Annotated in this window: 21 protein-coding genes; 13 read left to right on the forward strand and 8 right to left on the reverse strand. The window is 67.9% G+C overall.

Going from position 1 to position 22,327, the window contains the following annotated elements:
• On the reverse strand, positions 1–686 hold a 686-nt coding region (thiL, locus tag AP428_RS00430; RefSeq protein WP_054927345.1), incomplete at its 3' end, for a thiamine-phosphate kinase.
• Positions 687–820: 134 nt separating this feature from the next.
• On the opposite strand from thiL, the gene AP428_RS00435 reads away from it, so the two are divergent.
• The 4 genes from AP428_RS00435 to AP428_RS00450 all read left to right on the forward strand — a co-directional run bounded on the left by AP428_RS00435 (position 821) and on the right by AP428_RS00450 (position 5,502).
• Positions 821–3,163 (forward strand): NADP-dependent malic enzyme, encoded by a 2,343-nt coding sequence (locus tag AP428_RS00435; protein ID WP_012327882.1) that lies wholly within the window; start codon positions 821–823, stop codon positions 3,161–3,163.
• A 375-nt stretch (positions 3,164–3,538) separates the two neighbouring features.
• Complete coding sequence (locus AP428_RS00440) at positions 3,539–3,970, forward strand: ribonuclease domain-containing protein (RefSeq protein WP_006476946.1); 432 nt, start codon at positions 3,539–3,541, stop codon at positions 3,968–3,970.
• 16 nt (positions 3,971–3,986) lie between these two features.
• Complete coding sequence (locus AP428_RS00445; RefSeq protein WP_006476945.1) at positions 3,987–4,550, forward strand: barstar family protein; 564 nt, start codon at positions 3,987–3,989, stop codon at positions 4,548–4,550.
• A gap of 157 nt (positions 4,551–4,707) precedes the next feature.
• A complete protein-coding gene (locus AP428_RS00450; RefSeq protein ID WP_226292235.1) occupies positions 4,708–5,502 on the forward strand; it encodes a hypothetical protein in 795 nt (264 codons plus the stop codon).
• A 313-nt stretch (positions 5,503–5,815) separates the two neighbouring features.
• Here the strand turns inward: AP428_RS00450 and AP428_RS00455 are convergent, their stop codons facing one another.
• The 3 genes from AP428_RS00455 to speE all read right to left on the reverse strand — a co-directional run bounded on the left by AP428_RS00455 (position 5,816) and on the right by speE (position 7,963).
• Positions 5,816–6,583: a 16S rRNA (uracil(1498)-N(3))-methyltransferase gene (locus AP428_RS00455; RefSeq protein WP_011544555.1), complete on the reverse strand. Its 768-nt coding sequence runs from the start codon at positions 6,581–6,583 to the stop codon at positions 5,816–5,818.
• A gap of 17 nt (positions 6,584–6,600) precedes the next feature.
• Positions 6,601–7,017: a glyoxalase/bleomycin resistance/extradiol dioxygenase family protein gene (locus tag AP428_RS00460; RefSeq protein ID WP_011544556.1), complete on the reverse strand. Its 417-nt coding sequence runs from the start codon at positions 7,015–7,017 to the stop codon at positions 6,601–6,603.
• A gap of 88 nt (positions 7,018–7,105) precedes the next feature.
• Positions 7,106–7,963 (reverse strand): polyamine aminopropyltransferase, encoded by an 858-nt coding sequence (gene speE, locus AP428_RS00465; protein WP_011544557.1) that lies wholly within the window; start codon positions 7,961–7,963, stop codon positions 7,106–7,108.
• A gap of 215 nt (positions 7,964–8,178) precedes the next feature.
• Between speE and tkt the strand changes: the two genes are divergently transcribed.
• Complete coding sequence (gene tkt / locus AP428_RS00470; RefSeq protein WP_006485709.1) at positions 8,179–10,251, forward strand: transketolase; 2,073 nt, start codon at positions 8,179–8,181, stop codon at positions 10,249–10,251.
• A gap of 91 nt (positions 10,252–10,342) precedes the next feature.
• Positions 10,343–11,353, forward strand: a complete 1,011-nt coding sequence (gap, locus tag AP428_RS00475) for a type I glyceraldehyde-3-phosphate dehydrogenase (protein ID WP_006476940.1) — start codon at positions 10,343–10,345, stop codon at positions 11,351–11,353.
• A gap of 77 nt (positions 11,354–11,430) precedes the next feature.
• Here the strand turns inward: gap and AP428_RS00480 are convergent, their stop codons facing one another.
• Entirely contained in the window at positions 11,431–12,321 is an 891-nt protein-coding gene (locus AP428_RS00480) for a LysR family transcriptional regulator (RefSeq protein ID WP_011544558.1), read from the reverse strand.
• Positions 12,322–12,474: 153 nt separating this feature from the next.
• On the opposite strand from AP428_RS00480, the gene AP428_RS00485 reads away from it, so the two are divergent.
• Positions 12,475–13,248 carry an SDR family NAD(P)-dependent oxidoreductase gene (locus tag AP428_RS00485; RefSeq protein WP_011544559.1) on the forward strand — a complete coding sequence of 258 codons (774 nt, stop codon included), beginning with the start codon at positions 12,475–12,477 and terminating at the stop codon, positions 13,246–13,248.
• Positions 13,249–13,261: 13 nt separating this feature from the next.
• Entirely contained in the window at positions 13,262–14,320 is a 1,059-nt protein-coding gene (locus tag AP428_RS00490; RefSeq protein WP_011694141.1) for an L-idonate 5-dehydrogenase, read from the forward strand.
• A gap of 133 nt (positions 14,321–14,453) precedes the next feature.
• Here the strand turns inward: AP428_RS00490 and AP428_RS00495 are convergent, their stop codons facing one another.
• A complete protein-coding gene (locus tag AP428_RS00495) occupies positions 14,454–15,653 on the reverse strand; it encodes an MFS transporter (protein WP_012327886.1) in 1,200 nt (399 codons plus the stop codon).
• Between the two features lie 313 nt (positions 15,654–15,966).
• On the opposite strand from AP428_RS00495, the gene cynR reads away from it, so the two are divergent.
• A complete protein-coding gene (cynR, locus tag AP428_RS00500) occupies positions 15,967–16,857 on the forward strand; it encodes a transcriptional regulator CynR (protein WP_011544562.1) in 891 nt (296 codons plus the stop codon).
• A gap of 42 nt (positions 16,858–16,899) precedes the next feature.
• On the opposite strand, the gene AP428_RS00505 is transcribed toward cynR, so the two are convergent.
• Positions 16,900–17,622, reverse strand: a complete 723-nt coding sequence (locus tag AP428_RS00505) for a FadR/GntR family transcriptional regulator (RefSeq protein ID WP_172593328.1) — start codon at positions 17,620–17,622, stop codon at positions 16,900–16,902.
• 210 nt (positions 17,623–17,832) lie between these two features.
• Here AP428_RS00505 and AP428_RS00510 point away from each other — a divergent pair, with 210 nt between their 5' ends.
• The 3 genes from AP428_RS00510 (at position 17,833) to AP428_RS00520 (ending at position 20,812) form a co-directional block, all read left to right on the forward strand.
• Positions 17,833–19,152 (forward strand): C4-dicarboxylate transporter DctA, encoded by a 1,320-nt coding sequence (locus tag AP428_RS00510; RefSeq protein ID WP_011544564.1) that lies wholly within the window; start codon positions 17,833–17,835, stop codon positions 19,150–19,152.
• Positions 19,153–19,256: 104 nt separating this feature from the next.
• Positions 19,257–20,264, forward strand: a complete 1,008-nt coding sequence (gene alc / locus AP428_RS00515; RefSeq protein WP_054927346.1) for an allantoicase — start codon at positions 19,257–19,259, stop codon at positions 20,262–20,264.
• A gap of 14 nt (positions 20,265–20,278) precedes the next feature.
• Positions 20,279–20,812, forward strand: coding sequence for an ureidoglycolate lyase (locus AP428_RS00520; protein WP_054927352.1), 534 nt, complete (start codon positions 20,279–20,281; stop codon positions 20,810–20,812).
• Between the two features lie 93 nt (positions 20,813–20,905).
• Here AP428_RS00520 and fur read toward each other — a convergent pair whose 3' ends face one another.
• The gene (fur, locus tag AP428_RS00525; protein WP_006400349.1) at positions 20,906–21,334 is read right to left on the reverse strand and encodes a ferric iron uptake transcriptional regulator; all 429 of its coding nucleotides are present in this window, start codon (positions 21,332–21,334) and stop codon (positions 20,906–20,908) included.
• 141 nt (positions 21,335–21,475) lie between these two features.
• On the opposite strand from fur, the gene AP428_RS00530 reads away from it, so the two are divergent.
• Positions 21,476–22,282 (forward strand): outer membrane protein assembly factor BamE, encoded by an 807-nt coding sequence (locus AP428_RS00530; protein ID WP_011544567.1) that lies wholly within the window; start codon positions 21,476–21,478, stop codon positions 22,280–22,282.
• The last annotated feature ends 45 nt before the right edge of the window (positions 22,283–22,327 follow it).

Below are 22,327 nucleotides of genomic sequence, written 5' to 3' on the forward strand. Positions count from 1 at the left end.
CGCGTCAGGATGTGCTGCAGGTCGCCGGCCAAGCCGTCCGACAGGTCGAGCGCCGCGTGCGCGATGCCCGCGAGCGCCAGGCCGAGCGCGACGCGCGGTTCGGGCCGCTCGAGCGCGCGCCGGAACGCGGCGGCTTCATCCGCACCGGCCGTCCATTCGCCGCGGGCGACGCCGAGGCCCGCGCGCGCATCGCCGAGCATGCCGGATACCCATACGTCGTCGCCGTCGCGCGCGGCATCGCGCCGCAGCGCCGCGTCGGGCGCGACTTCGCCGAACACGGTCACGCACAGGTTCAGCGGCCCGCTCGTCGTGTCGCCGCCGATCAGTTCGCAGCCGTATCGCTCGGCCAGCGCGAACAGCCCGTTGCTGAACGCCTCGAGCCATGCGGCGTCGGCGCGCGGCAGCGCGCACGCGAGCGTGAATGCGCGCGGCTCGGCGCCCATCGCCGCGAGGTCCGACAGGTTGACCGCGAGCGTCTTGTGGCCAAGCGCGTCGGGCGCGACATCGGGGAAGAAATGACGGCCTTCCACCAGCATGTCCGTCGAAATGGCCAGCAATTTCCCGGATCGGGGCGCAATCAGTGCGCAATCGTCGCCGATGCCGAGCGTCGACGCGCGGGCGCCCTGCGCGGCGCGGCGCGTGAAGAAGCGTTCGATCAGCGAAAACTCGGAGAGGGCGGCTGGCACGGCGGGCGATCCGAAACGGTTGAAGGAACGGCATTGTACGAGGCGGGCGACGGCGCTCCTGTACCGTCCAGTTCATTTTTGTCGCGACTGTTGCACCCGAATCGCCGGTCTGGCGGCCGATGATTGGCGCTACAATGCCGTCGAACAGTTATTCTAATCCGCCCGTCTCGAGACACATGTCCACCCAAGCCTCCTCCAAAGCCAAGCTCCGCGAAGCCGCGCTCGACTATCACGAATTTCCGACTCCCGGCAAAATCGCGATCGCCCCGACCAAGCAGATGATCAACCAGCGCGATCTCGCGCTCGCGTATTCGCCGGGTGTGGCGTACGCGTGCGAGGAGATCGTCGAGAACCCGCTGAACGCCGCGCGCTTCACCGCGCGCAGCAACCTGGTCGGCGTCGTGACGAACGGCACGGCGGTGCTCGGTCTCGGCAACATCGGCCCGCTCGCGTCGAAGCCGGTGATGGAAGGCAAGGCCGTGCTGTTCAAGAAGTTCGCGGGCATCGACGTGTTCGACATCGAACTGAACGAATCGGACCCGCACAAGCTCGTCGACGTGATCGCCGCGCTGGAGCCGACCTTCGGGGGGATCAACCTCGAAGACATCAAGGCGCCGGACTGCTTCATCGTCGAGCGCGAAGCGCGCAAGCGGATGAAGATCCCGGTGTTCCACGACGACCAGCACGGCACCGCGATCGTCGTGGCCGCGGCCGTCACGAACGGCCTGAAGGTCGTCAACAAGGACATCAAGAAGGTCAAGCTCGTCGCGTCGGGCGCCGGCGCGGCCGCGCTCGCGTGTCTCGACCTGCTGGTCGACATCGGCCTGCCGCTCGAGAACATCACGGTGACCGACCTGGCCGGCGTGGTCTACAAGGGCCGCACCGAGTTGATGGATCCGGACAAGGAGCGTTTCGCGCGCGAAACCGACGCCCGCACGCTGGCCGAAGTGATCGACGGCGCGGACATCTTCCTCGGCCTGTCGGCCGCCGGCGTGCTGAAGCAGGAGATGGTGAAGGGCATGGCCGAGCGCCCGCTGATCCTCGCACTCGCGAATCCGACGCCGGAAATCCTGCCGGAGCTCGCGCTCGAAGTGCGCCCGGACGCCGTGCTGGCCACCGGCCGCACCGATTACCCGAACCAGGTCAACAACGTCCTGTGCTTCCCGTTCATCTTCCGCGGTGCGCTCGACGTCGGCGCGACGACGATCACGCGTGAAATGGAGATCGCGGCCGTCAATGCGATCGCCGAGCTCGCGCAGCACGAGCAGAGCGACATCGTCGCGACCGCATACGGCATCCAGGATCTGTCGTTCGGGCCCGAATACCTGATTCCGAAGCCGTTCGATCCGCGCCTGATCGTGAAGATCGCGCCGGCCGTCGCGCAGGCCGCGATGGACGGCGGCGTCGCGACGCGCCCGATCGAGGACATGGAGGCGTACCGCGTCCACCTGCAGCAATTCGTGTATCACAGCGGCACGACGATGAAGCCGATCTTCCAGATCGCGCGCGCCGCGCCGGAAGAGAAGAAGCGCGTCGTGTTCGCGGAAGGCGAAGAAGAGCGCGTGTTGCGTGCCGTTCAGATCATCGTCGACGAAAAACTCGCGAAGCCGATCCTCATCGGCCGCCCGTCGGTGATCGAGCACCGTATCCAGCGCTACGGCCTGCGCCTCACGCCGGGCACCGATTTCACGGTCGTCAACACCGAGCACGACGAGCGTTACCGCGACTTCTGGCAGACGTACCACAAGATGATGGCGCGCAAGGGCATCAGCGAGCAGCTCGCGCGTGTCGAAATGCGCCGCCGCACGACGCTGATCGGCTCGATGCTGGTGAAGAAGGGCGAAGCGGACGGGATGATCTGCGGCACGATCAGCACCACGCACCGCCACCTGCACTTCATCGACCAGGTGATCGGCAAGCGTCCGGGCTGCAGCGTGTACGCGGCGATGAACGGCCTCGTGCTGCCGGGCCGCCAGATTTTCCTCGTGGATACGCACGTGAACGTCGATCCGACCCCGGAGGAGCTGGCCGAGATCACGATCATGGCCGCGGAAGAAGTGCGCCGGTTCGGCATCGAGCCGAAGGTCGCGTTGCTGTCGCACTCGAATTTCGGCACGAGCAATGCCCCTTCGGCGAAGAAGATGCGCGATACGCTCGCGATCCTGCAGGAAACCGCGCCGGAACTGAAGGTCGACGGCGAAATGCACGGCGACGTCGCGCTCGACGCGGCGCTGCGCAAGGAAATCCTGCCGGAATCGACGCTGGAAGGCGACGCGAACCTGCTGATCCTGCCGAACATCGACGCCGCCAACATCGCGTACAACCTGCTGAAGACGGCCGCCGGCAACAACATCGCGATCGGGCCGATCCTGTTGGGCGCCGCGGAGCCGGTGCACGTGCTGACCGAATCGGCGACCGTTCGTCGCATCGTCAACATGGCGGCGCTGTTGGTGGCCGACGTGAACGCCGCGCGCTGAGCCAAAACGAACGCGCCAGCCGGTCGAGCGGCTCGGCGCGCGCGGGAAAATTGTAAACAAAAGCAAAAAGAGGCGCGCCCGCAATGGGCACGCCGCCGGGCAGGGCGCACACGCGCTTCCCGCAAAGCAACAGCAGCATCTCCCCACTCCAGGCAGCGAGCGAGGCAAGGAGGCAGTTCTTGCCAACCGAGAGGTGCCGCACGCATTTTATCTTATGCAAGATAAATGTAGTGTAATTTCGGTAAGAAATACGGTATCCGGCGCATCACGAGGCTTTCGATTCCCAAACGGACATTGATTCGCGCGGCCAATAACGCTACGCTAACGCCTTTGTTGGTCGTCAACTACTTGATTTAACAGCGGGAACCCTGGTTCATGGCACGCAAGTGGCTCCGCAACGGCGCGCTCGCGTCCGTCTTCGCGATGTTCGCGATGGGTATCGTCGGCACGCCGACGGGCAGTCTGGTTTCCGCCGCTTACGCACGGGAGGCCGTTCCGGCCGACGTGGCTGCCAGCGGGCTCGATACGATCCCGACTGCCAGTCTTCCGCGCGAGGCCGTGACCACGCTGGGCCTGATCGGCGCCGGCGGCCCCTATCCGTACGAGAAAGACGGCGTCGTATTCGGCAATCGCGAGCGAATCCTGCCGAAGGCGAAGCGCGGCTATTACCATGAGTACACGGTGCCGACGCCGCGTGCGCGCAATCGCGGCGCGCGCCGGATCGTCTGTGGCGGGCCGTTGCGCCGGATCGACAACTGTTATTACACGGGCGACCACTACAACAGTTTTAAACGTATTGTTGAATGACTTCGGGACGAATGGCATGAGCGACTCCATCTACGCGCACGATACGGCGGCGGCGGAACTGTTCGCGGCCGGCGACGGCAATCTGTTTCAGCGTGTGATTCAGCTGCACGCGGCGGCGCAGGCCGGCGGCACGCCGGAGCAACAGGAAGCCGAGCCCGGGCTTTCATCGAACGAGGAGCCTATGAGCCTTTTCACGACCGTGCGACCCAATCTCGTGCAGTCGATCCGCGCGTTCCGCGTGCAGGATCTCGCCGACGAAGCCGGTCGGCTCGGCCAGCATTTCCTGTATGCGTATTGCGGCGCCGCCCAGTCGAAGCAGGAAGTGATGGAAACGATCGCGACCTCGTTCCTGTTTCCGAAGCATTTCGGGAAGAACTATGACGCGCTGTACGACTGCCTCACCGACCTCGTCGCGAAGGCGGGCGCGCAGCCCGGTTTCGTGATCGTCCTCGAAGGGCTGCCGATCGCGCAGAAATTCGACAAGGAAGGGCGCGAAACGCTGCTCGACGTGTTCCGCGAGGCGGCCGAATTCTGGGCCGAGCGCAAGGTCGCGTTCCGGGTGTTCTACTCGTTCGCGTAAGCGCATCGGCCCGCGCGGCCGATTCGCCGAACGACCGGTCAAAAGCCCGCTTCGAGCGGGCTTTTTTGCGTCTACGCGTGTCGCGCGCGGCACGCAACCCGACACAAGCCTTTCATCGCGCACTTTTTTCCTCGACAATCGGTCGGCCCGGCCGCGGATGACGCGCCGGGCGCACAACACCAATCATTCGAGAGAGGGCCGTCTTCCTATGACCACTACCCGATTCGCGGCGCGCGCTCGTGCGCGCCATCCGCTCGTCTGCACGCTGACCCTGTGCGCGCTGTCGTTCGGCATCCCGCCGACCGCGCAGGCCGCGGTGCTGACCCCCGAACAAACCACCGACCTGTATCTCGGCGCATTCGTCAATGGCGACGTATCGAAGGCCGAGTTGTTCAACGAGGCAACGCGCACGCACTTCGACGGCAAGGGCGTGCTCGACGTGGCGGCTGTTGCGAAGTTCGCCGACAAGGTGAGCGAGGTTATCGTCGCCTCCATCCTGAACAAGGTGCCGGCGACGGTGCGCACAACGGTGAGTGAGCCGGCCACGGCGGCGATCGAGTCATTTCAGCATGCACTCGCGCGTTCCGAGTGCAAGGCCACCGGTTCGACCCGGAAGCCGAACGAATCCGTGGAAGGCGAATCGATCGCGACGGTCGAATTCGCGTGCCGCGTCGTCGAGGCGGAGCCTGGCTTGAGGGCGTTGCAGGAGAAGATCGAGGAGCCGCGTTCGGAGGACGACAACGCGCGCGCGGCATACCTCGCGACGTTCTTGAAGGGCCTGGTCCCCGTGTTCGACCACGCGCCGACGAGCCGACCGATGACGGGCCGGATCGACCTGCATGGCGCGGACGGCAAGGGCTGGATCGCGGATTCCCCCGCTCAGGTGCTGCGGCCCGTCGTCAACGCGCTGATGAGCCAGATGCGGGAGGCGAACGGCGACGCCGGCGAGTAATGAAAAGCGGCGCTGGATCGAGCTGAACACGCGGATCGACGCCGGCGGTTTCATCCAGGGCTGGAACGACACGGTCGATGCGGCCACGGCGCGGCACGACGGCCGGTCGGTCGGTATCGCGCAGGTCGTGCCGATGCCGATGAACCTGCGCTATCGCGGCCCGTTGATCGAGGCGATCCAGGCGACGCCGCCGTTACGGGCCACCGCGACGACCTTCTCGTTCGAGACGGCCGGCATCGGTGCGTTCGCGTTGGTGCTCAAGGGTTCCGGCGTCATCGACATCGAACCGTTGAACGCGGCGCGCCGATACGCTTTACCACCCGCCCCAGCGCGCCGCCAACGCCGCGAGCACGGCCGCGCCGGCCGTCTCGGTGCGCAGCACGCGCGGCCCGAGCGACAGCGCGGTGAACCCGCGTGCGCGTGCGGCATGTTCCTCGTCGGGCGACAACCCGCCTTCGGGTCCGATCAGCAGCGTGACGGCCGCCGCGGGCGGCGCGTCGGGCAGCGACGCGAACGGGCTGCTTGCGCGCGGCGACAGCAGCAGCCGCAGCTCGCCGTCGGCCGGCGCGGCCGGCAGCGCGTCGAGCCACGCGTTGAAGCCGGCGACCGGCGCGACGTCGGGCACGCGGTTGCGTCCGCACTGCTCGCACGACGCGCGCACGACGCCGCGCCAGTGCGCGACCCGCTTGTCCGCCCGCTCGCCGGACAGCTTCACGACGCCGCGCGCGGTCGACAGCGGCACGACCGCCGCGACGCCGAGCTCGACGGCCTTCTCGATCACCCAGTCCATCTTGTCGCCGCCGGCGATCCCCTGCGCGAGCGTCACGCGATAGGGCGGCTCGGCCTCGGCGGGCTCGAACGTATCGACCTGCACGAGCGCGCTGCGCTTGTCGACTTCGACGAGCCGTGCGCGGTACTGGCCGCCCGTGCCGTCGAACAGCGCGAGCACGTCGCCGGGCTGCAGGCGCAGCACCTGCACGTGACGCGCGACGTCGGCCGGCAACGCGAGCGTGGCGTCGGCGCGCAGCGCGGCGTCGACGAAAAAGCGCGGCACGGCCGCGGTGGTGGTGGCTTCGTTCATGCGTGTGGCGGTTTCGGTCATGCGTCGAGACGGCACCCGAGCGCCCAGCGGTAACCGTCGAGATCCTCGATCTGCGCGAACCGGTCGCCCCAGAACTGATCCTGCGGCGCGCTCAGCGATTTCGCGCCCGCGTCGAGCGCGCGCTGCCAGGTGGCGTCGACGTCGTCGACATACAGATAGAACGATTGCGGCGCGGTGGCGTTCGCGCGCTTCGGTGTGAGCGCGGGCGAGCCGAACGCGCCTTCGGGCGCGAACATCACGATCAACTGGCCGCGATAGGCCATCTCGACGTGCATGATCACGCCGTCCTCGTCGTGCACGTCGCGCAACGTGAAGCCGAATGCGGCCTGGAAGAAGTCGATGGCCGCGCGCGCGTTGCGTACGGCCAGGTAGGGCGTCAACCAAGGCACGTTGGCCGGACGTGGATCGGTCATGAAAATCTCCTGTTGCACGGTGTCGGCGCTTCTCGCGCCTGCGCCGGTCTCATGCTGGAACAACGGAACGTTGCGACCGTCCGGCTGTTCAGCGGCGAACGCCCAGTGTATCGCGCAGCGCGCGCGGCAGGGCAAAGAGGGACGCATGCAGCCGCGCATCGTAGTAGCGCAGGCCGTCGACGCGGCGGGCCGCGAGCCGTGCGTCGACGTCGTGCGCGAACAACGCGGCCGCATCGAGCGTGTCGCTCGCGATGGCCATCAGCCACTGCGAGCCGTACAGCGGCACGTGCGCGGACAGCGGATCGACGACCGCGAAGCTCGCGCGCAGGTCGTCGAGCAGCGCGGCGATGCGCGCGGCATGGAACACCGGCGAGCCGAGATGCATCGAGATCGCGCCGCAGCGCGTGAGGATTCGCTTGAGCCGCGCGTAGAACGCGCGCGTATAGAGGCCGGCCGCCGGCGAATCGGGCGGCGTGAGGTCGAACACGACAAGATCGAAATGTTCGATCGTCGAATCGACGAAGTGCGCGGCGTCGCCGATCACGACCTCGACGCGCGGGTCGTCGAGTGCGCCCTGGTGCACGTCGTCGAGATAGCGGCGCGCCATTCCGACCACCTCGTCGTCGAGTTCGGCGATCACGATCCGTTCAATGCACGCGTGCTTGAGCAGCTGGCGCGCCGCGCCGCCGTCGCCGCCGCCGAGCACGAGCGCCTTCCTCGGCGCCGGATGCGCGAGCGCGGCCGGGTGCGTCATGCACTCGTGATAGACGAATTCGTCGCCGACCGACGTCATCGGCCGGCCGTCCAGCGTGAACAGCCGGCCGAGCTGCGGGGTTTCCCAGACTTCGATCTGCTGGTGCGGGGACGCGACGTGCGCGAGCCGCCGCGCGTTCGGGAAGCCGTAGGTGGCGTCGGGCGTCGGGTGAAAGAGAAGGGTGGTGCTCACGAGCGGGCCGCTGGGGCAGGCAGTTCCGACGCCTGAATTATAGGAGGCAGGCGGTTTGGCGGAAAACCGTGCCGGAACACTACGCGCCGACAAGGGAAATGTCAGCCCATCTGTTAAAATGACGAGCTTTGCAGCCCCGTCCGTTGGCTCCGTCCGCTTCGCGTCCGTCAGGCGCCGCACCGCGCGCCGGGAACGATTGACGCTCGAGCTTCCGGATGCCGCCGTGCCCCCGTTTCCTCGACTCGTTCTCCGGACTCGACATGACGACTTCGTCTCCCGCCTCCACCACCCTGATGGCCAACGCGATCCGTGCGCTCGCGATGGACGCCGTCCAGCAAGCGAACTCCGGCCACCCCGGCATGCCGATGGGCATGGCCGAAATCGGCGTCGCACTCTGGTCGCGCCATCTGAAGCACAACCCGACGAACCCGCACTGGGCCGATCGCGACCGTTTCGTGCTGTCGAACGGCCATGGCTCGATGCTGCTGTACTCGCTGCTGCATCTGACCGGCTACGACCTGCCGATCGAAGAGCTGAAGAATTTCCGCCAGCTGCACTCGAAGACGCCGGGCCACCCCGAATACGGGATCACGCCGGGCGTCGAGACGACCACCGGCCCGCTCGGCCAGGGTCTCGCGAACGCGGTCGGCATGGCGCTCGGCGAAGCGCTGATGGCCGACGAGTTCAACCGTGACGGCGCGAAGATCGTCGATCACCACACGTACGTGTTCCTCGGCGACGGCTGCCTGATGGAAGGCATCTCGCACGAAGCCTGCTCGCTCGCGGGCACGCTGAAGCTGAACAAGCTGATCGCGCTGTACGACGACAACGGCATCTCGATCGACGGCGACGTCGTGAACTGGTTCCACGACGACACGCCGAAGCGCTTCGAAGCGTACGGCTGGAACGTGATCCCGAACGTGAACGGCCACGACGTCGACGCGGTCGACGCGGCCATCGCGAAGGCGAAGCTGTCGGACAAACCGACGCTGATCTGCTGCAAGACGGTGATCGGCAAGGGCGCGGCCACGAAGGCCGGCGGCCACGACGTGCACGGCGCGGCGCTCGGCGCGGAAGAAATCGCGAAGACGCGCGAAGCGCTCGGCTGGAAGTGGGAGCCGTTCGTGATTCCGCAGGAAGTCTATGCGGCCTGGGATGCGAAGGAAGCCGGCAAGCGTGCCGAGTCGGAGTGGGACGCGACGTTCGCCGCGTATCGCGCGAAGTTCCCGGCGGAAGCCGCCGAATTCGAGCGCCGGATGGCCAACAAGCTGCCGGCCGACTGGGCCGAGAAGGCTGCGGCGATCATCGCCGGCGCGAACGAGCGCGCCGAGACGGTCGCGACCCGCAAGGCGTCGCAGCAGGCGATCGAGGGCCTCGCCGCCGCGCTGCCGGAGCTGCTCGGCGGCTCGGCCGACCTGACCGGCTCGAACCTGACCAACTGGAAGGCGTCGAAGGCGGTCCGCGCGAATCCGGAAGGCGCGGGCGTGCTGCTCGGCAACCACATCAACTACGGCGTGCGCGAATTCGGCATGAGCGCGGCGATCAACGGTCTCGCGCTGCACGGCGGCCACAAGCCGTTCGGCGGCACGTTCCTGACGTTCTCCGACTACAGCCGCAACGCGCTGCGCGTGGCCGCGCTGATGAAGGTGCCGTCGATCTTCGTGTTCACGCACGATTCGATCGGCCTCGGCGAAGACGGCCCGACGCACCAGTCGATCGAGCACGTGTCGAGCCTGCGCCTGATCCCGAACCACGACGTGTGGCGTCCGGCCGACACGGTCGAGACGGCCGTCGCGTGGACCCACGCGGTCGCTGCCGACCGTCCGTCGAGTCTGATCTTCAGCCGCCAGAACCTCGCGTTCAACCCGCGTACCGATGCGCAGATCGCCAACATCGAGAAGGGCGGTTACGTGCTGAAGGACTGGGACGAGGAAATCGTCGCACGCAAGATCATCCTGATCGCGACGGGCTCGGAAGTCGAACTCGCGATGAAGGCCGTCGAGCCGCTCGCGCAGCAGGGCATCGCGGCGCGCGTCGTGTCGATGCCGTCGACCAACGTGTTCGACCGCCAGGACGCCGAATATCGCGAACGCGTGCTGCCGCACGGCGTGCGCCGCGTCGCGATCGAAGCGGGCGTGACGAGCTTCTGGCACAAGTACGTCGGCCTCGAAGGCGGCGTCGTCGGGATCGACACGTTCGGCGAGTCGGCGCCGGCCGGCGTGCTGTTCAAGTACTTCGGCTTCACCGTCGAGCACGTCGTCGAGACGGCCAAGGCCGTGCTGGCCTAAATAAAAGCATACGCGGCGCGCGCCACCCGTTGCGCGCGTCGCACCGTGAAGCTGCACGAAACGAATTTTTTCAGCCATCAGGAGATAGACCATGACGATTCGCGTCGCAATCAACGGCTACGGCCGTATCGGCCGCAACACGCTGCGCGCGTTCTATGAAAACGGCAAGAAGCACGATCTCGAGATCGTCGCGATCAACGACCTGGGCGATGCGAAGACCAACGCGCACCTGACCCAGTACGACACCGCGCACGGCAAGTTCCCGGGCGAAGTGTCGGTCGACGGCGACTACCTCGTCGTGAACGGCGACAAGATCCGCGTGCTGGCGAACCGCAACCCGGCCGAACTGCCGTGGGGCGAGCTGGGCGTCGACGTCGTGATGGAATGCACGGGCTTCTTCACGACGAAGGAAAAGGCGAGCGCGCACCTGAAGGGCGGCGCGAAGAAGGTGATCATCTCGGCGCCGGGCGGCAAGGACGTCGACGCGACGATCGTCTACGGCGTGAACCACGACGTGCTGAAGGCCGAGCACACGGTCATCTCGAACGCATCGTGCACGACGAACTGCCTCGCGCCGCTCGTCAAGCCGCTGAACGACAAGATCGGCCTGGAAACCGGCCTGATGACGACGATCCACGCGTACACGAACGACCAGGTGCTGACGGACGTCTATCACGAAGACCTGCGCCGCGCGCGTTCGGCCACCCACAGCCAGATCCCGACGAAGACGGGTGCCGCATCGGCCGTCGGCCTCGTGCTGCCGGAACTGAACGGCAAGCTCGACGGCTACGCGATCCGCGTCCCGACGATCAACGTGTCGATCGTCGACCTGTCGTTCATCGCGAAGCGCGACACGACCGTCGAGGAAGTCAACGCGATCATGAAGGAAGCATCGGAAGGCGCGCTGAAGGGCATCCTCGGCTACAACGACGCACCGCTGGTGTCGATCGACTTCAACCACAACCCGGCTTCGTCGACGTTCGACGCGACGCTGACCAAGGTGTCGGGCCGCCTCGTGAAGGTGTCGAGCTGGTACGACAACGAGTGGGGTTTCTCGAACCGCATGCTGGATACGGCAATCGCATTCGCGAACGCGAAGTAATCCCGCACGTCGCGCGGCCGCCGCAACGCGGCCGGCGTGGCGAACGAACCCGGCCCGGGGTTTCCCGGCCGGGTTTTTTATTGCCCGGCGTGCGCCATCACGTGCTCGACCGCATCGACGAACGCGCGCTTCAGCGGGCTGTCGAGATCGGTCCACGCGAGCCCGATGCCGCTGCGGTGACCGGCCAGGTCGAGCGGTCGCGCGAGCACGTTCGGCGGCAGCGCGTTGGCCGCCTGCGCCGGAATCAGCCCGATCCCCATCCCCGCCGCGACGAGCGCGAGCATCGTCGTGAATTCGCCGAATTCCTGCGCGATCTCGAGCGTCGTGCCCGCGCGGCTCAGCGCGAGCAGCATGTCGTCGTGAAAGCCGGGCGCGTAGCGGCGCGCGAGCACGAACGCGGGGTGGTCGCGCAACGCGGCCGGCGCGATCGTATCGTACGCGGCGAGCGGATGGTCCAGCGGCAGCGCGACCACGAAGCCTTCCTCGAGCACCACCCGCGTGTCGATGCCCGCATACGCGGCCGGCAGCCGGATCATCCCGAAATCGATCCGCCGGTCGCGCAGCGCGGCGATCTGGTCGGGCGTCGGCATGTCCTTCAGTTCGAGCACGATCAGCGGATAGCGCTCGCGCATCGTGCGCAGCACGGCCGGCAGCAGCGTGGGCAACACCGACGATACGAACGCGATCCGCAGCGTGCCGATTTCGCCGCGGCTCGACAGCCGCGCCAACTGCTCCGCGCGCGCGGCCTGCTGCAGCGTCGCGCGCGCTTCCGGCAGGAACACGCGCCCGGTGTCGCTCAGTTCGACCTTGTGCCGGTCGCGCTCGAACAGGCGCGCGCCGAGTTCCGCCTCGAGCGCCTTGATCTGCATGCTCAGCGCGGGCTGCACGATGCAAAGGCGCTGCGCGGCGCGCCCGAAATGCAGTTCTTCCGCGAGCGTGACGAAGGCGCGCAATTGCTTGAGTTCCATGGGAGATGGGCACGAGAGCAGACGGTAATCAATTTTCATGATAACCGGATCAAAAAAGACCATTGGCGCGGGCCGGGCCGGCGACCGAAGATAGCGTGAACGCGAGACCGGCCGCGACAAGGCAGCCGGCTCGACTGGCACGAGGAGACATCCATGACCCATGCGCTTGACCGATTCCGCCTCGACGGCCGCCGCGCGCTGATTACCGGTTCCGGCCGCGGGATCGGGCTGACGCTCGCCCGCGGGCTCGCGGAAGCGGGCGCGGCGATCGTCATCAACGATCGCAATGAAGAGAAGGCCGCGACGCTCGCGCGCCAGTTCCGCGACGAAGGCTTCGCGGCCGACCATGCGGTGTTCGACGTGGCCGAGCACGCGCAGGTACGTGCGGCGATCGACGACTTCGAGACACGCGTCGGCGCGATCGACATCCTCGTGAACAACGCGGGCATCCAGCGCCGCGCGCCGCTCGACGCTTTCGACCCGGACGACTGGCATGCACTGATGCGCGTGAATCTCGACGGCGTGTTCAACGTCGCGCAGGCCGTCGCGCGGCACATGATCGCGCGCCGCCACGGCAAGATCATCAACGTCTGCTCGGTGCAGAGCGAACTCGCGCGGCCGACGATCGCGCCGTATGCGGCGACCAAGGGCGCGGTGCGGATGCTGACCAAGGGGATGTGCGCCGACTGGGCGCGTCACGGCATCCAGGCGAACGGCCTCGCGCCCGGCTATTTCGAAACCGAACTGAATCGCGCGCTGGTCGACGACGCGGCGTTTTCGGACTGGCTGTGCAAGCGCACGCCGGCCGGTCGTTGGGGGCAGGTCGACGAGCTGTGCGGCGCGGCGATCTTCCTCGCGTCGGCCGCGTCCGATTTCGTGAACGGCCAGACGCTGTTCGTCGACGGCGGGCTGACCAGTGCCGTCTAACCAGGAGCGCGTCATGCGGTTGCGTTGCATGTGTGTGGTGATCCACGGGCCGAACGACCTGCGGGTCGAGGAGCAGGACGCGGGCGAGATCGGCCCGGGCCAGGTGCGCGTCGACGTCGCGATGGGCGGCATCTGCGGCTCCGACCTGCATTACTTCCGGCATGGCGGCTTCGGCGCGATCCGCCTGCAGCAGCCGATGGTGCTCGGTCACGAGGTCGCCGGCACGGTCGCGGAAGTGGCGCCGGACGTGACGTCGGTGAAGGTCGGCGATCGCGTCGCGGTCAATCCGAGCCGGCCGTGCGGCGCGTGCCGCTACTGTCTCGAAGGGCTGCCGAACCAGTGTCTCGACATGCGCTTCTACGGCAGCGCGATGCGGATGCCGCACGTGCAGGGCGCGTTCCGCAACGCGCTCGTGTGCGACGCGGTGCAGTGCGTGAAGGTCGCCGATCACGTGCCGCTGTCGCTCGCGGCGCTCGCCGAGCCGTTCGCGGTCGGGCTGCATGCGGTGTCGCGCGCGGGCCCGCTGATCGGCAAGCGCGTGCTCGTGTCGGGGTGCGGGCCGATCGGCGTGCTGGCGGTCGCGGCGGCGCGCGTGCACGGTGCCGCGGAGATCGTCGCGACCGACGTCGTCGAGGCGCCGCTGGAAGTGGCGAGCGCGCTCGGCGCGGACCGCACGATCAATGCGGCGGCCGATGCCGGCTGGGTCGAGCGCTACGGCGCCGACAAGGGCACGTTCGACGTGATGATCGAGTGTTCGGGCAATGCGCGCGCGCTGCGCGACGGGCTGGACGTGATGCGTCCGCGCGGCGTCGTCGTGCAGCTCGGGCTGGGCGGCGACGTGAGCCTGCCGCAGAACGTGGTGGTCGCGAAGGAACTGTCGATCTGCGGCTCGTTCCGGTTCCACGCGGAATTCGCGCTCGCGGTGCAGTTGATCAACGCGGGGCGCGTCGACCTGCGGCCGGCCGTCACGCGCGTGTTCCCGATGCGCGACGCGAACCTCGCATTCGAACTGGCGGGCGACCGCCAGCGTGCGATGAAGGTGCTGATCGATTTCGCGAACGAGGCCGCGTGACGGTGCGGCGCTAGCGCGTCGAGACGGCAGCGACGCCCCCGGCAAAAAGGCACGCCCGCGATGCGCGGCGCGTGCCTTTTTCGTCGTGCGGCGCAAACGGATCGCCGGATTGCCGGACCGCCGGTCTACCGCCTCACTGCGTGACCTGCCGCGAGCCGACGCGCTGCGACGCGAGCCACAGCGCGATCAGCACGCCCGACAGCGCCGCACCCGCGATACACACGCCGCGCCAGCCGTCGAGGCCGTACGCGACGCTCGCGGCGAACGAGCCGAGCGCGCCGCCGATGAAGTAGCTCGTCAGGTAGATCGTCGTCACGCGGCTGCGCGCATGGCCGGCGAGCGCATAGATCACGCTCTGGTTCGAGATGTGCATGCCCTGCACGCCGACGTCGAGCAGCAGGATGCCCGCGATCAGCGCCGCGAGCGAATGCGCGCCGGTCGCGATCAGCGCGAACGAGCCGAGCACGGCCGCCGCGAACAGGCCGGTCGCCGCATTGCCGTGACCGCGATCGACGAGCCGGCCGGCCGACGTCGCCGCGAGCGCGCCCACCGCGCCGACGATGCCGAACAGGCCGATCTGTCCTTCGGAGTAGCTGTACGGCGGCTGGCTCAGCAGGAACGTGAGGCCGGTCCACAACAGGCTGAAGCACGCGAACACGAGCGCGCCGTAGGTCGAGCGCAGCGCGATCAGCGGCTGCGCGCGCACCAGCGCGACGAGCGAGGTCATCAGCGCCGGATAGTCGACGCGCGCGTCGCGGCGATCCTTCGGCAGCTTCACGGCGAGCACGACGGTCAGCGCGAGCACCATCGCCGCGGCGATGCCGTACACCGCGCGCCAGCCGAACCCGTCGGCGATCGCGCCGGCCGCGACGCGCGCGAGCAGGATGCCGAGCAGGAGCCCGCTCATCACGGTGCCGACCGCGCGGCCGCGCGAGCGCGCATCGGCGAGCGACGCCGCGAACGGCACGAGCAGCTGCGTCGAACAGGTGACGAAGCCGACCGCGACGTTCGCGACGACGAACATCGTGAAGTTGGTGCTGAACGTGACCGCGACCAGCGCGACGACGTTGAGCATCAGCAGCCGCACGATCAGCGTATGGCGGTTGACCGCATCGCCGAGCGGCACGATCAGCAGCAGGCTGGCCGCATAGCCGAGCTGCGTCAGCGTGACGAGATAGCCGAGTTCGGTCGGCGCGCGGCCGAAGCTGTGCGCGATCGCGGCGAGCAGCGGCTGCGCGTAGTAGATGTTGCCGATGACGATGCCGCACGCGCACGCGAACAGCAGCGTCATGCCGCGGGTAAGGGGAGGGTGGTTGTCGTGATGCGGTTCCATGGTCGCGAAAAAACGGCGGCGCGGGCCGGCGGCACGGGGCCGTCGGCTGCGCGGGGTGACGGAAATCGGGGCCGGCGTCGACGGATCGGCGGTGAGCCGATGCGCGCCGGGCGGATCGCGGCCGAACCCGGTTCGGGCGGGCGGCGGATCGTCGTGCGGCGGGCGAAGGCAGGGCAGGCCCGGGCGTGCCGCTCCGGTGCGCCGGCAGCGGCGTTGCACGGAAGCGGATGTGCGTATGATGCGGGCATCGACTCATAGCGTCCAAGACTGGATCGTTATGGTCTCAATTGGCAAAACCAATACGTTGGCCGCGATGCTTCTCCGCCACATCCGCTATTTCCTTGCCGTCGCCGAACAGCGCAGCTTCACGCGCGCGGCCGACGCGCTGCACGTATCGCAGCCGACGCTGTCGCAGCAGATCCGTCAGCTCGAGGACACGCTCGGCGTGCAGCTGTTCGACCGCTCGGGCCGCACGGTGCAGCTCACCGAATTCGGCGAGGTCTATGCACGCCACGCGCGCGCCGCCCTGCACGCGCTCGATATCGGGCAGCGCGCGCTGCACGACGTCGCCGAGCTTGGCAGCGGCTCGTTGCGGCTCGCGATGATGCCGACTTTCGCGGCCTACCTGAGCGGCTCGCTGATCGACGCATTCCATGCCGACCATCCGAACGTCGCGCTGACGATCGACGCGATGCCGCAGGAGCGCATCGAGGCGTTGCTCGCCGACGACCGGCTCGACGCCGGCTTCGCGTTCATGCCGCCGCGTGCGCCGGACATCGAAGCGCTGCCACTGTGGGACGAGCCGCTCGCGCTGGTGACGGGCCGCACGCATCGTCTCGCGCGCCGTCGCCGTGCGCTCACGCCGGCCGAGCTCGGCGGCGAGCCGCTGGTGCTGCTGAGCCGCGCGTTCGCGACGCGCGAGCGCATCGACCGGTATTTCGTCGAGCACGGCGCGCGGCCGTTGGTCGCGATCGAGACGAATACGGTCACTTCGGTGCTGGAACTCGTGCGGCGCGGCCGGCTCGCGACGGTGCTGCCCGACGCGGTCGCGCGCGAGAGCGGCGACCTGTGCGCGCTGGAGATCGATCCGCCGCTGCCGACGCGCACGGCCGCGCTGCTCACGCGCAAGGGTGCGTACCGCAGCGTCGCGGCGCGCGCATTCATCGAGCGCGTGCTCGCATATCGCGATCCGTCGGAACGGTGACCGGCACGGCCGGGCGGAAGGCCGGGCCGCGGCGCGGGAGGATTACGCGCCGGGCGTCGGGAAGAAGACGCCCGCGCGCTGCGCCGCGTTCGTGATGTGCGTTTCGATCGCGGTGCCGGCGGCTGCCGCATCGCGCGCGATCAGCGCGTCGACGATCGCGCGGTGCTCGTGCCACGTCGACAGCAGCAGCTCGCGCCGGTAGAACGGCATGCGCTGGCTTTCCTTCATGATGTCCGCGCTGCTGCGCAGGATGGATTCGATCGCCGCGTTGCCGGCCAGATGAATGATCCGCATGTGGAAGTCGAAGTCGAGCCGCGATGCTTCGTCGAGCGCGCTTTCGGTCAGCGCGACGTGCAGGTCGGCGAGATTGTCCTCGAACCACGCGATGTCTTCGTCGCTGACGACGTGCGCGGCCATCCGCGCGGCGAAGCCTTCGAGCGCATAGCGCATCTGGTACGTATCGGGCGGGGACGACTGCTCGGCGAATTGCCACGGATGCGCGGCGGACGCCTGCGCGCTTTCGACGTACACGCCCTTGCCCGCGCGGATGCGCAGCATCCCGAGCGCCTCGAGCGTCGACAGCGCCTCGCGCAGCGACGCGCGGCTGATCTCCAGCTCCTCGGAGAGCTGGCGCTGGGCCGGCAGCAGGCTGCCGACCGGATAGACGCCTGCCTCGATCCGGTCGCGGATCGTCGCGATGGCGGCGTCGGTCACGGTATGCGGAACATTTTTCATGATGTGAACGATGGCCGGTCTGACCGGCATTGTAATCCGCACGCGGGCGGTGCATGACCACCCTACGGGAAAGCCACGATCCGCCCCTTTGCGGGGCGCGCAAACGGCGCGCAGGGGCGGGAAATCCCTATTTTGTCCGTCCTTGACGCCACTATATCGGCTTCCTACTATCCACCATAACATCACTGGTCTTACCAGTATGAACAGACGAAACTGCAACCGTTGGAACGGGAGAGCGCCGTGTCGAAATTCCTCAATTCGCTGTTTGGCCGGGTAGTCGTCGCATTGATACTGGGGGTCGCGCTCGGCGCGTTCTTCCCGCACTTCGCCGAGTCGCTACGACCGCTCGGCGACGGCTTCCTGAAGCTGATCAAGATGGTGATCGGCCCGATCGTGTTCTGCGTCGTGGTCAGCGGGATGGCCAATGCGGGCGATCTGAAGAAGGTCGGCCGGGTCGGCCTGAAGGCCGTCGTCTACTTCGAGGTGATGACGACGCTCGCGCTCGGCATCGGGCTCGTGCTCGCGTGGGTCACGCGCCCGGGCGTCGGGATGAACATCGACCTGCGCTCGCTCGACGCGGCGTCGCTGTCGACGTACGCGAAGAACGCCGAAAGCCTGAAGGACACGGCCGGCTACCTGATGAAGATCATCCCCGAGACTGCGATCGACGCGTTCGCGAAGGGCGACATCCTGCAGATCCTCGTGTTCGCGGTGCTGTTCGGTTCCGCGCTGTCGCTGCTCGGAGACAAGGCGCAGCGCGTGAACAGCCTGATCGAGGAGCTGTCGCACGTGTTCTTCAAGATCATCGGTTTCATCATCAAGCTCGCGCCGCTCGGCGTGCTCGGCGCGATCGCGTTCACGACCGGCAAGTACGGCGTCGCGTCGCTCAAGCAGCTCGGCTACCTGGTCGCGGTGTTCTACCTGAGCTGCTTCGTGTTCGTCACGGTCGTGCTCGGCGCGGTGATGCGCCTCGCGGGCTTCTCGGTGTTCAAGCTGATCCGCTACCTGCGCGAGGAACTGTCGATCGTGCTCGGCACGGCGTCGTCGGACGCGGTGCTGCCGCAGGTGATGAGCAAGCTCGAATACATGGGGATCAAGGATTCGACGGTCGGCCTCGTGATCCCGACCGGCTATTCGTTCAACCTCGACGGCTTCTCGATCTACCTGACGCTCGCCGTGCTGTTCATCGCGCAGGCCACCAACACGCCGCTGTCCACGCACGACCTGATCGTCGTGCTGCTCGTGTCGCTCGTCACGTCGAAGGGCGCGCACGGCATCCCCGGCTCGGCGATCGTGATTCTCGCGGCGACGCTGTCGGCGATCCCCGCGATTCCGGTGCTCGGCCTCGTGCTGATCCTGCCGGTCGACTGGTTCGTCGGCATCGCCCGCGCGCTGACCAACCTGATCGGCAACTGCGTCGCGACGGTGGTGGTCGCGGTGTGGGAGAACGACATCGACCGTGCCCGCGCGAAGCGCGTGCTGAACCGCGAACTGCGCTACGTGGCAGACGCGCCGGGCGGCACCGCCCCGGTCGCGGGCGATCAGGCCCACGCACTCTGAACCCGACACGCGCGCGGCGCGGCTTCCCCGGCCGCGTCGCGCGACCGAATTTCCTGCGATCGGCGCGATGACGCGCCGGCGCTTCTCAAAATAATGGAGACGACATGGCAGCCCCCATCCTCGATCCGAACGCGCCGGCTTTCACGCGGCGCTACATGAACCTCGCCGATCCGCGCCTGGGCGCGCAGGCGCTCTTCGCGAGCGACGAATTCTTCGCGCCGAAGGAGCGCATGCTCAATCCCGAGCCGGCCGTGTTCATTCCCGGCAAGTACGACGACCACGGCAAGTGGATGGACGGCTGGGAAACGCGCCGCAAGCGCACGACCGGCCACGACTTCTGTGTGGTGCGTCTGGCGCGGCCGGGCGTGATTGTCGGCGTCGATCTCGATACGAGCCACTTCACCGGCAACTTCCCGCCGGCCGCGTCGATCGAGGCCTGCGCGGTGGACGGCGACACGCCGCCGGACGACGCCGAATGGCGCACGATCGTTCCCGCGACGACGCTGCAGGGCAATTCGCATCACTACGTGAGCGTCGACGAGGCACGGCCGGTCACGCATCTCCGCGTGAACCTGTACCCGGACGGCGGGCTCGCGCGGCTGCGCGTGTACGGCCAGCCGCAGCGCGACTGGCGCCACGTGCCGGCCGGCGAACTGGTCGATCTCGCGGCGATCGAGAACGGTGGCTATCTGGTGGCCGCGAACAACCAGCACTTCGGCCCGGCGTCGCAGATGCTGATGCCGGGGCGCGGCGTGAACATGGGCGACGGCTGGGAAACGCGGCGGCGCCGCGAGCCCGGCAACGACTGGGCGATCGTCGCGCTCGCGCGGCCGGGCATCATCCGGCGCGTCGAGGTCGATACGGCGTTCTTCAAGGGCAATTTCCCCGACCGCTGCTCGCTGCAGGCCGCGCACGTCACGGGCGGCACCGACGATTCGCTCGTCACGCAGGCGATGTTCTGGGCCGAACTGCTCGGCGAGCAGAAGCTGCAGATGGACCACATCCACACGTTCGACGCGCTCGCGGCGCTCGGCCCCGTCACGCACGTGCGCTTCAACATCTTCCCGGACGGCGGCGTGTCGCGCCTGCGTCTGTGGGGCGAGCCGGCTTGAAGGAGGGCAGCGGCATGAGCGGAACTCCGATCCTGCGCGTCGAGCGCCTGACCCGCGAAGCGTTCGCGCCGTTCGGCGACGTGATCGCGCTCGAAGGCGCGCGGCATTTCCCGATCAACGGCGGCACGACCGAGCGCTTTCACGATCTCGCGACGATCGACGTCTGCGCGGACGGCGGCCGTCCGCTCGTCAGCGTGTTTCGCGCGCAGCCGCGCGCGTTGCCGGTCGCGGTCACGCTGATGGAGCGTCATCCGCACGGCAGCCAGGCGTTCATCCCGCTCGCGGCGGTGTCGCGCTACGCGATCGTCGTCGCGCCGGCCGGCGAATTCCGGTCCGACGCGATGCGCGCGTTCCTGGCCGAGGGCTGGCAGGGCGTCAATTATGCGAAGGGCGTCTGGCACCATCCGCTGCTCGCGCTCGACGCGGTCAGCGATTTCGTGATCGTCGATCGCGGCGGCCCGCAGCCGAACTGCGACGAGATCCCGCTGGAACGCGCGTGGGCGCTCGATTTCGAGCCAGCCTGCGCGGGCGCCGAAGGGCTTTCGTAAGCATGTCGGGCGCGCGGCAGGCGCGCCGAAAAAGCACACGGCCCGGGCGGCGAGATGCCGGCCGGGCCGTGCCGCGTGTACGGGTGGCGCGCTTCAGTGCTTGCGGTGCGGGCAGTTCTCGGTCGTGCACGAACCGTACATCGCGAGCGAATGCTCCTGGAGCCGGAAGCCGCGCTCCTTCGCGATCGCCTGCTGGCGGCTCTCGATCTCGGCGTCGAAGAATTCCTCGACGCGGCCGCAATCGAGGCACACGAGGTGGTCGTGGTGCGAACCTTCGTTCAGCTCGAACACCGCCTTGCCGGATTCGAAGTTGCTGCGCGACAGCAGGCCGGCCTGCTCGAACTGCGTGAGCACGCGGTAGACGGTGGCGAGCCCGATGTCGAGCTGCTCGTTGAGCAGGTTGCGGTAGACGTCTTCGGCCGTCAGGTGGCGCACGGGGCTCTGCTGGAAGATCTCGAGAATCTTGAGGCGCGGTAGGGTGGCCTTTAGCCCGATATTCTTGAGATCCGTCGGATTGGTCATGGCTAGGCATCCCTAGAGTACAATGCAGGGCTTCAATGTTACCGGCTTTTCGCCGTTCCAGATATACGCGCGGCCTGCACGCGGGCCAGCACGGTGAAGGAAATGATCCCAGAATCGCTTTCGCACTTTCAGAGGAGTCGCATGCGGAGTGCCATCATCGCTGCCGCCGCCGTTGTCGCGCTGGCGGGTTGTTCGTCGTACGACAGCGTGACGCAGCGCATTGCGCAGAGCATCACGCCGTATCGGATCACCGTCGTGCAAGGCAACTTCGTGTCGCAGGAGAAAGCCGCACAGTTGCAGGCCGGCATGACGCGCGAGCAGGTCCGCGCGCTGCTCGGCACGCCGCTGCTGGCGGACATGTTCCACGCGGATCGCTGGGATTACCTCTTCTACTTCAAGCGCGGCTCGACGTCGATCGTCCAGCAGCGTGACCTCGTGGTCAACTTCTCCGGCGATCGCGTCGCGAGCTGGACCGGCGCCGACAACCTGCCGTCCGAACTCGACCTGCTGGCCGACATCGACGGCGACCGCGGCGGCAAGAAGGCGAAGGCCGCTGCCGCGGCGAAGAAGGCTTCCGAAGCCGCTGCGGCCGCGAGCGCCGCAAGCGCCGCGCAGGCTGCCGCTGCCGCGAGCCCGGCCACGGTGCCGGCGTCCGGCGCGGTGGTCGACCAGGATGCGAACGCCCAGGCGGCGCGCGCGGCGAACCGCGCGACCAACCAGGTGTCGGGGCAGGGTTCGGGTTCGCGCCGGTTCACGCCGGCCGCGCAGGCTTCGGGCGGCGCGCCGGTGCCGGGCGGGCAGCCGCCGGGCGCCGCGCCGGCGATCCAGCCGCAGTTCCAGTTCCATCGTCCGCCGCAGCCGAACGTGTCGAACGAAGCGTCGCCGCCGGTCGGCCCGCAAGGCTCGGACAACCTGCAGAACCAGCCGCTCACCGCACCGGCGCAGTAAGCGGCCGGCGTGCGGAAACGGGGCGGCATGCGCCGCCCGCCTTTA

It is taken from the genome of Burkholderia sp. E168m22 (assembly GCF_001319805.1).
Taxonomy (GTDB): domain Bacteria; phylum Pseudomonadota; class Gammaproteobacteria; order Burkholderiales; family Burkholderiaceae; genus Burkholderia; species Burkholderia orbicola.

Bases quoted from the DNA above. Each gene is read 5' to 3' on its own strand.
- AP428_RS00440 (WP_006476946.1), top strand. From the start codon at position 3,539: ATGGCACGCAAGTGGCTCCGCAACGGCGCGCTCGCGTCCGTCTTCGCG.
- cynR (WP_011544562.1), top strand. From the start codon at position 15,967: ATGCTTCTCCGCCACATCCGCTATTTCCTTGCCGTCGCCGAACAGCGC.
- AP428_RS00530 (WP_011544567.1), top strand. From the start codon at position 21,476: ATGCGGAGTGCCATCATCGCTGCCGCCGCCGTTGTCGCGCTGGCGGGT.
- fur (WP_006400349.1), bottom strand. From the start codon at position 21,334: ATGACCAATCCGACGGATCTCAAGAATATCGGGCTAAAGGCCACCCTA.
- gap (WP_006476940.1), top strand. From the start codon at position 10,343: ATGACGATTCGCGTCGCAATCAACGGCTACGGCCGTATCGGCCGCAAC.
- AP428_RS00495 (WP_012327886.1), bottom strand. From the start codon at position 15,653: ATGGAACCGCATCACGACAACCACCCTCCCCTTACCCGCGGCATGACG.
- AP428_RS00460 (WP_011544556.1), bottom strand. From the start codon at position 7,017: ATGACCGATCCACGTCCGGCCAACGTGCCTTGGTTGACGCCCTACCTG.
- alc (WP_054927346.1), top strand. From the start codon at position 19,257: ATGGCAGCCCCCATCCTCGATCCGAACGCGCCGGCTTTCACGCGGCGC.
- AP428_RS00490 (WP_011694141.1), top strand. From the start codon at position 13,262: ATGCGGTTGCGTTGCATGTGTGTGGTGATCCACGGGCCGAACGACCTG.
- tkt (WP_006485709.1), top strand. From the start codon at position 8,179: ATGCCGCCGTGCCCCCGTTTCCTCGACTCGTTCTCCGGACTCGACATG.
- AP428_RS00435 (WP_012327882.1), top strand. From the start codon at position 821: ATGCCGTCGAACAGTTATTCTAATCCGCCCGTCTCGAGACACATGTCC.
- AP428_RS00520 (WP_054927352.1), top strand. From the start codon at position 20,279: ATGAGCGGAACTCCGATCCTGCGCGTCGAGCGCCTGACCCGCGAAGCG.
- AP428_RS00480 (WP_011544558.1), bottom strand. From the start codon at position 12,321: ATGGAACTCAAGCAATTGCGCGCCTTCGTCACGCTCGCGGAAGAACTG.
- AP428_RS00445 (WP_006476945.1), top strand. From the start codon at position 3,987: ATGAGCGACTCCATCTACGCGCACGATACGGCGGCGGCGGAACTGTTC.
- AP428_RS00450 (WP_226292235.1), top strand. From the start codon at position 4,708: ATGACGCGCCGGGCGCACAACACCAATCATTCGAGAGAGGGCCGTCTT.
- AP428_RS00485 (WP_011544559.1), top strand. From the start codon at position 12,475: ATGACCCATGCGCTTGACCGATTCCGCCTCGACGGCCGCCGCGCGCTG.
- AP428_RS00505 (WP_172593328.1), bottom strand. From the start codon at position 17,622: ATGCCGGTCAGACCGGCCATCGTTCACATCATGAAAAATGTTCCGCAT.
- AP428_RS00455 (WP_011544555.1), bottom strand. From the start codon at position 6,583: ATGAACGAAGCCACCACCACCGCGGCCGTGCCGCGCTTTTTCGTCGAC.